Annotated in this window: 13 protein-coding genes; 7 read left to right on the forward strand and 6 right to left on the reverse strand. The window is 49.0% G+C overall.

The genetic code is table 11. From position 1 onward, the window contains the following. The first annotated feature begins 121 nt into the window (after positions 1-121). From ilvG to H9J30_RS12875, 6 genes are all read left to right on the forward strand, one after another. The gene (ilvG, locus tag H9J30_RS12850; RefSeq protein ID WP_240131370.1) at positions 122-1,795 is read left to right on the forward strand and encodes an acetolactate synthase 2 catalytic subunit; all 1,674 of its coding nucleotides are present in this window, start codon (positions 122-124) and stop codon (positions 1,793-1,795) included. Then, on the forward strand, positions 1,792-2,052 hold the full coding sequence (gene ilvM / locus H9J30_RS12855; protein WP_240131371.1) for an acetolactate synthase 2 small subunit: 261 nt from the start codon (positions 1,792-1,794) through the stop codon (positions 2,050-2,052). Before ilvG ends, ilvM begins: the two co-directional genes overlap by 4 nt. Positions 2,053-2,137: 85 nt before the next feature. Continuing rightward, positions 2,138-3,997, forward strand: coding sequence for a dihydroxy-acid dehydratase (gene ilvD / locus H9J30_RS12860; RefSeq protein WP_240131372.1), 1,860 nt, complete (start codon positions 2,138-2,140; stop codon positions 3,995-3,997). Between the two features lies 1 nt (position 3,998). Then, positions 3,999-5,636 (forward strand): threonine ammonia-lyase, biosynthetic, encoded by a 1,638-nt coding sequence (ilvA, locus tag H9J30_RS12865; RefSeq protein WP_240131373.1) that lies wholly within the window; start codon positions 3,999-4,001, stop codon positions 5,634-5,636. A 142-nt stretch (positions 5,637-5,778) separates the two neighbouring features. Beyond that, positions 5,779-6,912 carry a pyridoxal-phosphate-dependent aminotransferase family protein gene (locus H9J30_RS12870; protein ID WP_240131394.1) on the forward strand — a complete coding sequence of 378 codons (1,134 nt, stop codon included), beginning with the start codon at positions 5,779-5,781 and terminating at the stop codon, positions 6,910-6,912. Between the two features lies 1 nt (position 6,913). Next, the gene (locus tag H9J30_RS12875; RefSeq protein WP_240131374.1) at positions 6,914-7,207 is read left to right on the forward strand and encodes a hypothetical protein; all 294 of its coding nucleotides are present in this window, start codon (positions 6,914-6,916) and stop codon (positions 7,205-7,207) included. Between the two features lie 254 nt (positions 7,208-7,461). On the opposite strand, the gene H9J30_RS12880 is transcribed toward H9J30_RS12875, so the two are convergent. Then, a complete protein-coding gene (locus H9J30_RS12880; RefSeq protein WP_240131375.1) occupies positions 7,462-8,274 on the reverse strand; it encodes a hypothetical protein in 813 nt (270 codons plus the stop codon). A gap of 680 nt (positions 8,275-8,954) precedes the next feature. On the opposite strand from H9J30_RS12880, the gene H9J30_RS12885 reads away from it, so the two are divergent. After that, entirely contained in the window at positions 8,955-9,830 is an 876-nt protein-coding gene (locus tag H9J30_RS12885) for a Tim44 domain-containing protein (RefSeq protein ID WP_240131376.1), read from the forward strand. Between the two features lie 86 nt (positions 9,831-9,916). On the opposite strand, the gene H9J30_RS12890 is transcribed toward H9J30_RS12885, so the two are convergent. From H9J30_RS12890 to H9J30_RS12910, 5 genes are all read right to left on the reverse strand, one after another. After that, positions 9,917-11,281, reverse strand: coding sequence for a sodium-dependent transporter (locus H9J30_RS12890; protein WP_240131377.1), 1,365 nt, complete (start codon positions 11,279-11,281; stop codon positions 9,917-9,919). A gap of 336 nt (positions 11,282-11,617) precedes the next feature. Further along, a complete protein-coding gene (locus tag H9J30_RS12895; RefSeq protein WP_240131378.1) occupies positions 11,618-12,118 on the reverse strand; it encodes an Lrp/AsnC family transcriptional regulator in 501 nt (166 codons plus the stop codon). Positions 12,119-12,300: 182 nt separating this feature from the next. After that, positions 12,301-13,083 carry a phosphatase PAP2 family protein gene (locus H9J30_RS12900; RefSeq protein ID WP_240131395.1) on the reverse strand — a complete coding sequence of 261 codons (783 nt, stop codon included), beginning with the start codon at positions 13,081-13,083 and terminating at the stop codon, positions 12,301-12,303. Positions 13,084-13,199: 116 nt separating this feature from the next. Next, positions 13,200-14,678 carry a cell envelope integrity protein CreD gene (gene creD, locus H9J30_RS12905; protein ID WP_240131396.1) on the reverse strand — a complete coding sequence of 493 codons (1,479 nt, stop codon included), beginning with the start codon at positions 14,676-14,678 and terminating at the stop codon, positions 13,200-13,202. 168 nt (positions 14,679-14,846) lie between these two features. Continuing rightward, entirely contained in the window at positions 14,847-15,374 is a 528-nt protein-coding gene (locus H9J30_RS12910; RefSeq protein WP_240131379.1) for a hypothetical protein, read from the reverse strand. Between the last annotated feature and the right edge of the window lie 178 nt (positions 15,375-15,552).

The raw sequence follows: 15,552 nt of genomic DNA on the forward strand, positions 1-15,552 counted from the left end.
GCTCCGAAAGGACCGGGGGGTTCTTCGTTTTCAGGCCCCAGGTTTTGGGACTTACATTTCGAACCAGTACAGATTACGAGTCGATTTTCGACAATTCAGAATTAAGGTAGCGAGAGACAATATGGAACCAGGGCAGATGATAAGAGGCGCAGACGCGGTTATAAAAGTGTTGGCAGCACATGGTGTTACCACAGTATTTGGTTACCCAGGTGGTGCCATTATGCCAATCTACGATGCCCTCTATGGAAGCCCTGTCGAACATCTGTTAAGCCGTCACGAACAAGGCGCTGCCTTTGCTGCCGTGGGTTATGCCAGAGCCAGTGGTAAAACTGGCGTGTGCTTTGCCACCTCTGGCCCAGGTGCCACTAACTTAATCACCTCACTTGCCGATGCGCTGCTGGATTCTGTGCCTGTGGTGGCTATTACGGGTCAGGTCTCTACCGCAGTTATCGGTACCGACGCGTTTCAAGAGATCGATGTGTTGGGGATGTCGCTAAGCTGTACCAAGCACAGTTTTATGGTGACGGATGTAAACGATCTTATCCCAACCTTGTACCAAGCTTTTGAAATCGCTGCATCGGGTCGCCCTGGCCCGGTGCTGGTGGATATCCCCAAGGATATCCAAATCGCTCACCTTGAATACCGCACACCGTTACTGGCCGTGACTAATGAACCCCAAGCTGAGATGAGTGATATCGACGCTGCCCGTGCGCTGTTGGCGCAAGCAAAGCAACCTATGTTGTATGTGGGCGGTGGTGTGGGTATGGCGGGCGCCGTCGATCAACTGCGGGATTTTATCAACACCACGGGTATGCCATCGGTCGCCACGTTAAAAGGGTTAGGCAGTATTGCCCATGGTACGCCCGGTTATTTAGGTATGTTGGGTATGCACGGCGGTAAGGCGGCCAATCTTGCGGTGCAGGATTGCGATTTATTAGTGGTTGCCGGTGCGCGCTTTGATGACCGAGTAACAGGCCGTTTAGCGACTTTTGCCAACAAAGCCAAAGTTATCCATTTAGATATAGATGCCGCAGAGCTGGGTAAATTGCGCCAGCCCGATGTGGCCATCGCCGGTGATTTACGCCAGATTTTCCCCGCCCTTGCTATGTCGCTGAATATCACTCCTTGGCAAGTTGAAGTGGAGCATCTTGTCCGCAAACATCAATGGGATTATCAACATCCCGGAAGTTTAATTTATGCCCCCGCCATGCTGCGCCGCCTTGCCAATAAACTGCCCGAAGACAGCGTTGTGTGCTGCGATGTAGGCCAGCATCAAATGTGGGTTGCCCAGCATATGTGGTTCCGCCGCCCTGAAGATCATTTATCCAGCGCGGGCTTAGGCACTATGGGCTTTGGTTTACCTGCTGCCATCGGCGCCCAAGTGGCACGCCCTGATGCGACCGTAGTGACAGTGTCTGGCGATGGCTCTTTTATGATGAACGTGCAGGAGCTGACCACCATCAAGCGCCGCAAATTACCGGTGAAAATCCTGCTGATTGATAACCAAAAACTGGGGATGGTGAAGCAGTGGCAGCAGCTATTTTTTGAAGCGCGCTACAGTGAAACCGATTTGTCTGACAATCCTGATTTTGTGTTATTGGCCTCTGCATTTGACATTCCCGGCCGCACGATTTTCTCTTCCGACGAAGTGGAGGAGGCCTTAACCGAAATGTTAGCGGCTAAGGGACCTTATTTGTTACACGTTGCAATCGACGATGCTTTTAACGTTTGGCCACTGGTGCCCCCCGGCGCATCAAACAGCGATATGATGGACGAAATGGAGAAACAAACATGATCCACTCCCTAAAATTAACGGTTCAACAACGCCCAGAAGTGATAGAACGTGTACTACGTGTGACTCGCCATCGTGGGTTTACGGTCACCCAAATGCAAATGCGGATGAACGACGATGCGAGTCTGTCGCTGGATATGGAAGTGGACAGCGAGCGCGCCATTGAGCTGCTCAGCAATCAACTGAATAAATTGATTGATGTCACTCAATGCATGGTCCTGTTACCGCTAAACTTGCAGCAACAAAAAGTACACGCATAAGAATGAATCCAGTGGTTGCGGCGCATCGGCTCCGTAGCAACGCCCCAAGGGCACGATTTTCGATTTGAGATAAAGGATAGAGTTAATGCCAAAGTTACGATCAGCTACCAGTACTGAAGGCCGCAATATGGCGGGTGCCCGTGCGCTATGGCGCGCCACCGGGGTGAAAGACAATGATTTTGGTAAGCCGATTATTGCGATTGCCAACTCCTTTACTCAGTTTGTCCCCGGCCATGTGCACTTAAAAGATATGGGCTCTCTGGTGGCGAGCGCCATCGAGGAAGCGGGCGGTATTGCCAAAGAATTCAATACCATTGCCGTCGATGATGGTATCGCCATGGGCCACGGTGGCATGCTCTACAGTCTGCCTTCGCGCGAGCTTATCGCCGATAGTGTGGAATATATGGTCAATGCCCACTGCGCCGACGCGTTGGTTTGTATCTCCAACTGCGACAAAATCACCCCCGGTATGTTGATGGCGGCGCTGCGTCTCAATATTCCCGTGGTGTTTGTTTCGGGCGGGCCGATGGAAGCGGGTAAAACCAAGCTATCGGACAAGCTTATCAAGCTCGATTTAGTCGATGCCATGGTGGCCGCGGCCGACTCAAGTGTGAGCGATGAAGATAGCGCCAAAATTGAACGTAGTGCATGCCCGACGTGTGGTTCTTGCTCGGGCATGTTTACCGCCAACTCGATGAACTGTTTAACTGAAGCCTTAGGTCTGTCGCTGCCGGGCAATGGCTCCATGCTCGCAACCCATAGCGACCGCCGTGAACTGTTTTTAGAAGCGGGCCGGCGTGTGATGGCGCTGACCAAACGTTACTACGAACAAGATGACACCTCGGCATTGCCGCGTAATATCGCCAGCTTTAAAGCCTTTGAAAACGCCATGGCGCTGGATATCGCCATGGGTGGTTCGTCTAATACTGTGTTGCACTTGTTAGCGGCGGCGCAGGAGGCGGAAGTGGCATTTACGATGGACGATATCGACCGTATGTCGCGCCTTGTGCCGCACCTTTGTAAAGTCGCCCCATCGACCGCGAAATACCATATGGAAGACGTGCACCGCGCCGGTGGCGTGATGGGCATTTTGGGCGAGCTCGACCGCGCCGGATTGCTGCATACCGATGTGCCACACGTTGCCGCCGATGCGGGCGGAAATCTCAAGTCGGTGCTTGCCAAGTACGATGTCATGCAAACCCAAGATGACAACGTAAAACAATTCTTTATGGCGGGACCTGCGGGCATCCCCACCACGAAAGCCTTTAGCCAAGATTGCCGCTGGCCATCGCTAGACGATGACAGGCAAGAAGGGTGTATCCGCAGCCGCGAATTTGCCTTTAGCCAAGAAGGTGGGCTGGCCGTGCTGTCGGGCAATTTAGCTGAAAACGGCTGTATTGTTAAAACGGCGGGTGTGGATGAATCGAATTTAACCTTTGTTGGCTCAGCTCGCGTCTACGAAAGCCAAGATGACGCAGTGGCGGGCATTTTAGGTGGCGAAGTGGTGGCGGGCGATGTGGTCGTCATCCGCTACGAAGGGCCAAAAGGTGGCCCGGGTATGCAAGAAATGTTGTACCCCACCAGTTACTTAAAATCCCGCGGCTTAGGCAAGGCTTGCGCGCTGATCACCGACGGCCGCTTCTCCGGCGGCACCTCCGGTTTATCCATCGGCCATGTGTCGCCTGAGGCGGCGGCGGGTGGCACGATTGCCTTGATTGAAAACGGCGATCGCATTGAAATCGATATTCCCAAGCGCAGTATCAAGCTTGCGGTGAGTGATGCCGAATTGGCTGCGCGCCGTGAAACCATGCTCGCCCGTGGGCCAATGGCGTGGAAACCAGTTGGTCGCGAGCGTTTTGTGTCTATGGCGCTCAAAGCCTACGCCATGCTTGCCACCAGTGCCGACAAGGGCGCGGTGCGCGATCGCAGCAAGTTGGAGGACTGATATGTTATCTCTCGCAGCATCGCAAACGGAGCAAGCGGAGTCTCAGCCAGCTCAGGCCTCTCCCGCTTCAGTTGAGAATAGCCAGCTAGCTCAACACTATCTGCAAAAGATCCTACTATCGTCGGTTTATGATGTTGCGAAAGTGACACCACTCTCGAGCCTCAATAAACTCTCGGCGCGTTTGGGCTGCCAAGTATTTTTAAAGCGCGAAGATATGCAGCCTGTGCATTCCTTTAAGCTGCGCGGCGCCTATAACCGCATTGCTCAGTTGAGCCAAGCTGAATGCCAACGCGGCGTGGTGTGCGCCTCGGCGGGCAACCATGCCCAAGGTGTGGCCATGTCGGCGGCGAGCCGTGGTGTGGATGCGGTGATTGTGATGCCCGAAACCACGCCGGATATTAAAGTCGATGCGGTGCGCCGCTTGGGTGGCAACGTGATGTTGCACGGCCAAGCTTTTGATCAAGCCAATGGTTTTGCGATGGCAATGGCGCAGCAGGAAGGCCGAGTATATATCGCCCCCTTCGATGATGAAGCCGTGATCGCTGGCCAAGGCACCATTGCCCAAGAAATGCTGCAACAGCAGCGCGACCTTGAAGTGATTTTTGTGCCCGTGGGCGGCGGCGGTTTAATTGCGGGTATTGCTGCCTACTACAAGGCGGTGATGCCACAGGTGAAAATTGTCGGCGTTGAGCCTGAGGATGCTGCCTGCTTAAAAGCGGCGATGGAAGCGGGCGAGCCTGTTACGCTTCCACAAGTGGGCCTGTTTGCCGATGGTGTGGCGGTTAAGCGTATCGGTACTGAGCCATTTCGTGTCGCCAAGCTGTGTGTAGATGCCGTGGTGACGGTCACGTCCGACGAAATCTGTGCAGCAGTAAAAGATATTTTTGAAGATACCCGCGCCATTGCCGAACCTGCAGGCGCTTTATCCTTGGCTGGGCTTAAAAAATATGTCAGCACTAATGCTACAGGTGAGAGTGGTCGCGGCGAGAAGGTGGCGGCGATTTTAAGTGGCGCGAATGTGAACTTCCACAGCCTGCGTTATGTGTCCGAGCGCTGCGAGCTGGGTGAGCAAAAAGAGGCTGTGCTGGCGGTTAAAGTGCCCGAGCGTCCCGGTAGCTTCCTGCGTTTTTGTGAGCTGCTCGAAAAGCGGGTGATGACTGAGTTTAATTATCGCTTTAGCAGCCGCGATATGGCGGTGGTATTTGCGGGTATCCGCCTAACCAAAGGCCATGGCGAATTAGAGCAGATCATCAATACCTTAGAAGACAATGGCTTTGAGGTGCAGGATTTATCCGCTGATGAAACTGCGAAATTGCATGTGCGTTATATGGTCGGTGGTCATCCGCCAGAGCCGTTAGAGGAGCGCCTATTTAGCTTTGAGTTTCCCGAGCATCCGGGTGCGCTGCTGAAGTTTTTAACCACCCTGCAAAGCAAGTGGAATATCAGTTTATTCCATTACCGTAATCACGGCGCAGCCTTTGGCCGAGTGCTGGCGGGATTTGAAGTGCCCGCGAGTGATGCCTTGCCGTTTCAGCAGTTTTTAACTGAGCTGGGATTTGTTTACCAAGAAGAGACCCAAAGCCCTGCTTATCAACTGTTTTTGAATGCCGGAAAAGGAAAAAACAACCTGCCTGTGTAGTCATTTAGCGTTAGGTGACAACTTAGGCTAAAGGAGGGGCGCACAGGCGTCCCTTTTTGTGGTAGTTTGGTTTAACAAATCAAGAGTGAATGCTCTAATCATATAATAGTCAGACCTCGACCCTACGCATTAAGGAGACATGATGTTACCTGCACCGCATTTTTCTGCCTTTAATCCCCCTCGCCGCATTTTAATGGGCCCTGGTCCATCGGATGTTTATCCCGAAGTGTTAGCCGCGCAGGCAAGACCGACCGTTGGCCACCTCGACCCATTGTTTGTCGCTATGATGGATGAGCTTAAAAGCCTGATCCAATATGCGTTTCAAACCAAAAATGAAATGACGATGGCGGTGTCAGCCCCCGGCAGTGCGGGCATGGAAACCTGTTTTGTGAACCTAGTTGAACCCGGCGAAAAGGTGATTGTGTGCCGTAACGGTGTGTTTGGTGAGCGTATGCGCCAAAACGTCGAGCGCGTTGGTGCAATTGCCGTGCTGGTGGATAATGAATGGGGCACACCGGTCGATCCCGTCGCCGTCGAAGCGGCGCTTAAGGCCAACCCCGATGCTAAATTCCTCGCATTTGTGCATGCCGAAACCTCAACTGGCGCATTAAGTGATGCTAAAACCCTGTGCGCGCTGGCGAAGCAATACGGCTGTTTATCGATTGTCGATGCGGTGACTTCCCTTGGTGGCGTGGAGTTAAGGGTTGATGAATGGGGCATCGATGCCATTTATTCTGGCAGCCAGAAATGTCTCTCCTGCGTACCGGGATTATCGCCTGTATCTTTCTCGCCTGCTGCGGTAGAAAAGCTTAAAAACCGTAAAACGCCAGTGCAAAGTTGGTTCCTCGATCAAAGTCTGGTGATGGCCTATTGGACCAGCGCGGGCGGTAAGCGCAGCTATCACCACACCGCGCCTGTCAATGCGCTTTATGCCCTGCACGAATCGCTGCGTTTATTGGCCGAAGAAGGTTTAGAAAATGCATGGAAGCGTCATCAAGACATGCATTTAGTACTGCGCGCTGGGCTGGAAAAACTCGGCTTGAAATTTGTCGTCGCTGAAGCCTCGCGCTTGCCACAACTCAATGCCATTTATATCCCTGAAGGTGTTGACGATGCCGCAGTGCGGACTCGTTTACTGAAGGATTACAACCTTGAAATCGGTGCAGGCCTTGGTGCACTTGCGGGCAAAGCTTGGCGCATCGGTTTAATGGGCTTTGGTGCCCGTCGTGAGAATGTCGCGCTCTGTTTGCGCGCCCTAGAAGAGGTGCTGAACTAATATGTCAGTTTCGCGTATAAGGATGTTACGCAGAGCGAGTTTGCGCTTAGTGAGTTCACGTTTAGTGATTGGCGGTTTGATTCTGAGCTTAAGTGGTTGTGCCTCCAGCAATATGAGCAATGCCAGTTGTGATTTTGTACGAGGCACCGCTGACAATCAGAGTCAACGCGAGGCCAGCGGTGATGATAGCAATGCCCGGCAGATGGATGTGGGCATTGGTATTTTAACCGCAATCTTCGGCAGCATTAGTCGAGCACTTTCTTCCGATGATAAATCGGATGAAAAGTGTGTTTAATCGGCAAAGTTGTATTTTACTTTGGGTGGTATTGATTAAGCACAGTCATTTCAGTGACACGCCGTGAATATGTCCCTATAGGCTCGGCGGCGGCATCCATGCCGCCAACGGTCACTTCCATGGCAGTGCTTAATCTAGTTAAGCCAATGGTATAGCTGATAGTCTGTTATTTACAATTAGAGCATTCCGATAATTTAACAAGGGGAGGCTCGTTAAATTAAGTAGTTAACTAGTAGGTTGAAAAGGTTCATGGATTAATTTTCTTCACAAAGCTGTTTATATTTCCGCTTAGCATTCCTTACTTGTATATCGTCAGCCAGCTTATCAAATGAAATATCAAAAGCGACATTCACAAAAGTGGCTATGGCTTGGTTCGATAGTTCAAAGTCATCTGGGAGTCTAAAATAGCAATTATCACCATCATTATTTTGGGAAAACTGTGTAGCTTCTAATATAGCCCTGATTTGATCTGCATTAGATGGGCGCTCAGATTTAGTGAGGATCAGATCTAATTCTGAACTAGTCTCAATTAAAGTATTTTGAGCATCTATCCCAAGTTGAGTGACTATTTGACTAATAGATGGGTAATACCTTTGTTCATACGGACCAACCATTTTTCTCAACGATTTTTTGAAATAACCCTCAAACATATGATTTGATTGTCCTGCATCTTCTATAAGTTCGAATAGATCGTAGTGAGTGTTGCTTGTGAATGATGTTCTTTCATGTAACTGAGTTCGTTTATCCAGCATGTCTGAAAGTTCAAATGCAAGCTTGGCGATTTTGTCATTAACCGCTTTCAATTCCTTTGGAGCAGTTCTAACGTCCTCAACCTGATTCTCATTTCCAAATGCCACAGCGTCAATCACAAGGCCAATGAAGCGATTCACTTGAGGAATAGTTAGGGTTTGATACATCAGATTTATATGCGGTTCAAGTTCTGAATATCGTTCTAACAATCTCTTTATTACCGCATAGTCTGAGCGGTGCCTTTTCCCCTCAGCGGCTTCCTTTTGCTGAAATTCTAAATACTCAAATACCTTAAGTTCTGTGAATTCATTCATCATCCAATTCTCCCTACTCGTTAAGTGCTACTTTGCAAAGTTAATCAATTTTCAACATAAAGTACCAATCTGAGTTAAAAATTTTTAAAGGCAACTGAGATTACAAACAGTGCACCTAACTCCGTTTAACTCCTCCTTAAATTGTTTAAGTGGTTTTGTGCTAAGCAGAGAAAGATAGGACTGGCGCAGCTTTTTCTCGGTTAACAGTCCACACATTGGCTGCAGAAGTTCACCCTCCCCTGCGAAGTTGCCGCGGGGCGTTGGAATAAATTGCGTGAGTCCGGTCATGGATGACCGGCTAGCTTTCGGGGTACAGGATGTACCATCGGAAGCGATAGCAATTTGTCCATAAGACCAAGGCCAGTATCTAATGCATGCAACTTCGCTAGGGGCGGCAAGGGAGATCCAAGAGGGAATTGCTGTTGATCCCCTCTTGGTCGGGTGTGGGTTGAAGACCCACGACTTTGACTTAGCTAAAAAATTAATTAACGAGCTGATCATAGTTAAATTTACAGAGTACATTTTTGTAAGAGGAGGGCAGATTCCTGTAGGGAATGACAATGCTTAATCGGAACTCACTAAATATGCATAAGACAATCAGCTCCCGCTTTTTCATAGTTGACATATAATGTCATCCCGCTATGATGCCTGCACCTCTGGTCATACATACAAAGAACTTATAAATGAAAAAGTTATTTATTATGCTGGCGATGATTTTTGCGGTTAGCTTGGCTGCTAGTCCAGTCGCAGAAGCGAAAAAATTCGGCAGTAATAAGTCTATTGGCAAAAGTCATCAAACGGCGCCGGCTCAGCCTGCGGCAACCAATACTCCCACAACCCCGCCTAACGCTGCGCCAGCACCTGCTGCGGGCAAAAAAGGTATGATGGGCGGCATGTTAGGCGGTTTATTAGCGGGCGGCTTATTAGCTGCGCTATTTATGGGCGAAGGTTTTGAAAATATTCAATTTATGGATATTTTGATTATCGCTCTGTTGGCATTCGTGCTGTTTAAAATCATCCGTACAGTGATGGCATCAAAAGCCAGTGCGCAGCCAAGACCTGCCTATGCGGGGGCTGGTCAACCTAATCCTAATCTGCAACGCCAGCAAGCGGAACAAACCGGTTTTGCCAGCAGTGCAAACAGTGGTAGCAATGGTTTTGCGCAAGCGGCGAGCACAGTGCCTTTCCATTTGCCTGCGGGTTTTGATTTACCCGGCTTTTTGGAAGGGGCTCGTAGTCATTACAAAACCTTGCAAGTAGCATGGAACGAAAACGACTTAAGCAAAATCCAAGAGTATGTTTCGATTGAGCTTTATAATGAACTCAGCAACCAACGCCGTGAGTTAGTGGGCGATCAACACACCGAAGTGATGTTTTTGGATGCTGAACTGGTCCGCGCGACACACAATGCAAGTCTTGCGGAAGTGAGTGTTAAGTTTAGCGGCCGCTACCGCGATACTGTTGAAGGTGTCGAAGAGGACATTAAGGAAATCTGGCATTTAGAGCGTAACCTTACGCAAGCCAACGCGCCTTGGTTAATCGTCGGTATCGAGCAGTAATCGGCTCGCCTTCAAAAGCAGCCTTAATCTGTTAATTGTTCAATAAAAAATCCCCGTATTAAGCGGGGATTTTGTTTTTTAAAGAGTTACACAAATTGCCTGATGGCGATTGTAATAATCAATACTGGGCAAACATACTTCACGTACCTTGGCCAAATGCGCCAGAAAAGCCCAGAGGCATCGACACCCTCTTGTTTACTTATCGCCTTGAGTAACTGGCTTTGGCGCCAAATCCAACCTAAGTAAATCGCAATGCCGAGGGCGACCAGCGGTTGGGCCATTTGCGTGGTTAGCATGATAGTGAAACTAAATAGCGTCTCAAAAAATACCGCCAGTAATAAGGATAATGAGGTCAACAATAGGCCGATGATCAAGGTGGCACGCTGGCGGCTGAGTCCGCATTTTTGCATCACATAGCTAGTCGGGACTTCGGCGATGGAAATGGCAGAAGTTAGGCCGGCGATGATCAGCAGCATAAAAAACACCACGCTAATAATGAGGTTAGCCGTATCGCCTAGGGTTGAGAATAAGGCGGGTAAAACAGTAAACACCAATGCATCCGAATCGATTAACTTGCCTTCTGCGCTAAAAATCTGCACGCCATTATGCTGGGCCACATACATGGCTGGGATGATTAAAAAGGCGGCGAGAAAGGCGATGCCGCTGTCGGTAAAGGCAACCCAGACGGTTAGTTTGGCGATATTCTCTTTTTGGCTCAAATAGCTGCCATAAACCATCATGGCACCTGTGCCTATGGTGAGTGAGAAGAAGGTTTGTCCGAGTGCGCTCAGCAAGGTATCTGGCGCGATAGCCTTGGCAAAGTTTGGCGTTAATAGTGCGCTAATGCCTTCACTCGCGCCATTAAGGGTGAAGATATAGGCCACGCCTGCGATCAGCATGATCAACAATAGCGGCATTAAGCGTTTAGACCATTTTTCGATACCTTCTTGTACGCCCTGCAGCAATACCAAAAATACCAGCGCGCTAAAAATTAGCGTGAATACCAGATTGCGCGACAGCGAGAAATCCATTAGCCAAGCAGCGGTATCATTCGCGCCAAAGGCTGTGGCGATAGGCGCGATGGCGTAGCTCACAAACCAGCCAGAAAGAATGCTGTAGAAGGTATAGATCAACCCTGCTGTTACGATAGAAATCAACCCTATTGTCTTGCCTAAATTGCGGGTGAGCGAGTTGCAACCGAGTTTACCCATGGCATCGGCGGGGTTGGTTTGTCCGTGGCGACCAATCATCAGTTCGGCCATCAGCATGGGAATGCCTAGGATAAAAATAAGCACTAGGTACACAAGTAGAAAGGCACCGCCGCCATGGGTCGCCGCTTGGGTGGGGAATCCCCAAATGTTGCCCACACCTACGGCACTTCCGGCGGCAGCCATGATAAAACCTAAACGTGAGCTGAAATGGTTAGTCGAACTTGTATTGGCCGATTGCATTGTGCCTCCCGTAAAAAGAAGGCGTATCTTAGGCGGATAAATCAGAAGTTCAACGCAATTTTAGTGCGTTAAATTGCTGTTAACTGGCAATTTATGTTCTTATTTCTCTATTATTTTGAGGTTATATTTCTATTTTTAGCGTCTGTCGAGATTATATTGCTGGTGACGATTGCTGGCGGCCTCGCTTTAGCGATTAATTGCGATGGTAAAAACCTAATAAATTGTGATCTTATCGCTAAAAATACCTTTCGCAGGGTGAGCCGCTTGGGGTAGCGACATTGCAACCATGGCTGCATTGGTCTCACGCTATCGCAGCGGCCGTCACTTTTACTGCGCTTAGGGTTGAATGGTGATATGGCTTAAGGGGATGGCCGTGTGCTCCTTGACCTTTTTCAACACGAAGCTGGAATGCACACCTGCGATATGCACATTGGTGGTGAGTTTATCTAACAGAAAAGTACGAAAGTGCGCCATATCTTGGACTAACACTTTGAGTTGATAGTCGGCTTCAGAACCCGTGATCAGCGCACATTCTTGGACTTCTTCGTAGCCCAGTATATTGGCTTCAAATTGGTTGAGGATTCCAGGCGTGTGTTTTTCCATCCGTACATGGATATACGCAGTTAAATGCAGGTTGAATTTATCCGCTGACAGACGCGTGACATAATCGGCAATATAACCCGCCTCTTCTAGGGCTTTAACGCGGCGTGAGCAAGGGGACGGCGACAGGCCGACTTTCGTTGCCAGTTCAAGATTCGATAACCTGCCGTGGGTTTGCAGTAAACGCAAAATGGTTAAATCGAGTTGATCGAGTTTATATGGGTGAGTTTCAGTCATTGAAAGTTTAGGGGTAGCGGACTCTACCCCTAGTTTGCCAGTGTTAGCGCTGTTTGCCAAAAATCTTGTGTAATACCAATCACATTAAATATCTAATCAGTTCAGAGCCTCACAGGCATTTCAATCCAAGGTGCATTGACGAACAAATGGTTATCCCCTTTTAAGTCAATGTAACTAGGGCGTTATTGCGAAGAGGCTTTTACAAACCCTTGCGTGAATATGCGTATTTTACTGACTAAAAATATGCTTAAGCTGCTGATGATGGCCGCGAGTAGGGTGGAAAAGAGCACATCCTGTGGCCAGTGCATACCGAGTAACATGCGGCTGAGGCCCATTAATAATCCCCATGCTAATAACGCACTGGTGAATAGAGGTAAACCCGCTAAAAGTAGATAGTAGCTGGCGGTTAGCACTAAGGTCACGGCAAAAATAGTGTGCCCAGAGGGGAAGGAATAACCGATTTCATCCTCCCAATGTTGTTTGATATTGGGAGAGAGTGTTAACCCAGACGGCCTGGTTTGTAGCTCGTTCAGCGCCTCTGCAATGACCCGTGAGCGATCGGAGTGAGCTAATTGATAGAAGGTGTTAGGGGTTAACTGTGCCTCCTCTGGGAGAGCTTGCTCGGCAAGATACACAAGGTTAGGCCTTGGCTCTTTAAAAAAGCTTTTAAGGGCATGGCTAGTGCTTAGGCTTAATACTTGGCTTAGGCCGATGGCTAAAAACAAGTTAATAAATAATGCTTTAGGCATATAACGATAGGCGAGTGCCAGTACGACTAAAACGGTCGCAACGCCATAGGGCGCGGTGCCTGTGGTCGTGAGCCAATACAGCGCTGTGGCTAAAGGGGATTGTAGATCGATCAGTGGAAATAGTTGATTTTGTGTGAGTAACAGTAAGCTTGGAATAGCTGCTAGCAGTAACCAGACAAGGGCTAAACGACGCAAAAGATAGGCTGGATGAGTCAAAATATTCGCCTCCGAGTAAACAGCATAGGCTACATGCCATACTTGGACTTGCCAATAAAAAAATCCCGACAGCAAAAATGCGCTGTCGGGGGTCTTCAAGGGTGGAACCTTGGGTGCTATTGCACTGTGTCCTTGGGTTGATGACGGGTTATGAACATCAGAACCAGTAAAACCACTAATAACAATCCAGTGCCCATCAGCAGGGCGTAATCTTCTAGTTGCAGTATTGAGTACAGCACCGCATATAAGCTCACCAACATAGTGCCGACAATCACGCCACGTTTAAGGCTAGCGGTGGCACTGCCCACATAGGCGGAAACCGACAGCACAGGGATACAGGTGGCGATCAGATAGGCTTGCAGGAAGGCAAGATGCTCCGAGAGTGACAGTAACAGCAGGTAGAACAGGGCCATGGCGCTGCCAACCAGCATATATTGCACTGTGCTTAGGCTGGTCTTTTGACCTAGCTCGAAAATAAATAACATGATAAAAGTCAGTACGATAAACAGCAGACCGTATTTGACTGAGCGCTCAATCTTGCCGTAATGGGTCACAGGCTCAAACAGCATGGCATTGGCCACGACTTCGGTAAGCGTTGACTGGTTACTCTTAATAAACTCTTGCGGGTAGTTGCGAGTTAAGTGACTGATATTCCAGCTGGCAGTAAATCCATTGGTGGTGATTTCGCGCTCGGCTGGGAGCAGGCCCTTAAAACTCGGGTGCGGCCAATCGGCATGGATATTCAGCAGGGTTTGCTCGCCTAATGGCAGGGCACTAATCGACTGAGAGCCGCGCAGTGTCATCGCAAAGTTCACGCTAAAATCACTCGCTTCGCCGACTTGAATCCCTTGGTTAAAACCTTTCTCTAGACCACCAGTCGTCAAGCCAGTGCCCGACATCAGTGAACCAGAAAGTAAAACGGAATCACCTGTCACCTCAATTTTTTCGACCTTATCAATTGCTTGATTCGATGATACCCCAAAGACTAAACGGGCATTTTTATTATCGAAGGCGATAAGGTTAGGAATATCGTAACGGTTTAAGCGAAAGTCAGCCTGCCCATTAAGTGCTGCGTTATACACCAGCGATTGATAAATGCCGCGGGTACGGAAATCATGTTTTAGGTCTAAATCGAGGCGGAGTTTTTTTGGCAGGATCACCAGCTCATCTTGATAGGTGCGCTTCACTTCGTGGCGGGTTTTGCCGTCGTTACTGACTTCTTCCTGCATCACAAAATAACTGTAGGGGATCACTAACGCTGGGCCTGAGAGGGTTTGCTGCTCACCCCATGAGCGGCCGATTTCATCGACCACGCTGTTGTAAAGCATTTCGCGATCGGACGTCATGTCCATAATGATCCCCAGTGGGATCAACGCGAGAATTGACAGTATGCCGATGGTTAAGGCTTTTAATAGGGTGGTATTTTTTAATGCAGTTCCCTTTGCTGTGGCTGCTGTCCACGGCTCTTGTGCTGACATGTCGATTCCTTGATCTCGATTAAATTTTTTGAAGAGTGCGCGTACCACGATATAGGCTGCGGCACCAAATAACGCCAAACTAAGCAGGGTGAGTAACCCGAAAATAATGCTGTACAACATTGGATTTCATTCCCTATGAAATACGACCGAGTCATCCGTTGCCATTATGTAGGCTTGACTCGATACCGTGGCGGGTATTAAAACAGATTCGCCTGTAAAAGTTGCGGGCAAGTTGCTGATCAATAGTGGCAACATTATGGCAATCGCCTTTATGTGCGCTAAAACCTATTTTGAACCAGTGTGTTGTTTGCCAAATTTGGGATGCTTGGCCTCATAGTCATCTTCCTTGCGGATATGCTTGAGTAGCGCCTCTAAACACTCCTTAAAGACATTGATTTCTTCCGAGTAGACGGGAGCATGGTGTGAAAACCATTGGTGTTTTTCACGCTCACGATTATTGCAGTCGGGCCAAATACGTAGCTCATACTCATCGTTGATCACGACAATCGCATAGTCGATTCCGCCATTGCTAAATTTGATGCATTGAGGCAGATACACGGGCTTTTCACCTTTGAATAGCTCGTACCAAATGGCTTCACTGCGCCAAGAGACAATGGGTAAAGGCGCAACAATCGAACAGCCAATGGATTGATGTTGGTTAAACAGGATGGCCTGAATATCCTCCATGGCAAAAGGTTGTAAATCGCCATTCTTTGCAGCGAGTGAGTACAGCATATTCATCAAAAATGGCAGCTTAGTGCCATTGCCGGTTTTGCGGCCGCAGAGTTTAGCTTCGCGGTAATAGATATTCATTCATCAATCCTTAATGACGGGCTAACCTTGGATGAGCGCGTCGTTCGTCTCAAGGTAAAGCGATAGCCCTTAGTGAGGAAATGGCTTATGTTAACTCAAGTTGCCCGTGAGCTGGCGAATTCGCGTTAAGTTTGCGAAATATCCGACAAAAGTGAGACAACTTTCCCTTGGATAATAA

Origin of the sequence: Shewanella cutis (assembly GCF_022410515.1) — a bacterium.
GTDB lineage: Bacteria > Pseudomonadota > Gammaproteobacteria > Enterobacterales > Shewanellaceae > Shewanella > Shewanella cutis.

Bases quoted from the DNA above. Each gene is read 5' to 3' on its own strand.
- ilvA (WP_240131373.1), top strand. From the start codon at position 3,999: ATGTTATCTCTCGCAGCATCGCAAACGGAGCAAGCGGAGTCTCAGCCA.
- ilvG (WP_240131370.1), top strand. From the start codon at position 122: ATGGAACCAGGGCAGATGATAAGAGGCGCAGACGCGGTTATAAAAGTG.
- H9J30_RS12890 (WP_240131377.1), bottom strand. From the start codon at position 11,281: ATGCAATCGGCCAATACAAGTTCGACTAACCATTTCAGCTCACGTTTA.
- H9J30_RS12880 (WP_240131375.1), bottom strand. From the start codon at position 8,274: ATGATGAATGAATTCACAGAACTTAAGGTATTTGAGTATTTAGAATTT.
- ilvD (WP_240131372.1), top strand. From the start codon at position 2,138: ATGCCAAAGTTACGATCAGCTACCAGTACTGAAGGCCGCAATATGGCG.
- H9J30_RS12910 (WP_240131379.1), bottom strand. From the start codon at position 15,374: ATGAATATCTATTACCGCGAAGCTAAACTCTGCGGCCGCAAAACCGGC.
- H9J30_RS12870 (WP_240131394.1), top strand. From the start codon at position 5,779: ATGTTACCTGCACCGCATTTTTCTGCCTTTAATCCCCCTCGCCGCATT.
- ilvM (WP_240131371.1), top strand. From the start codon at position 1,792: ATGATCCACTCCCTAAAATTAACGGTTCAACAACGCCCAGAAGTGATA.
- H9J30_RS12875 (WP_240131374.1), top strand. From the start codon at position 6,914: ATGTCAGTTTCGCGTATAAGGATGTTACGCAGAGCGAGTTTGCGCTTA.
- H9J30_RS12895 (WP_240131378.1), bottom strand. From the start codon at position 12,118: ATGACTGAAACTCACCCATATAAACTCGATCAACTCGATTTAACCATT.
- H9J30_RS12885 (WP_240131376.1), top strand. From the start codon at position 8,955: ATGAAAAAGTTATTTATTATGCTGGCGATGATTTTTGCGGTTAGCTTG.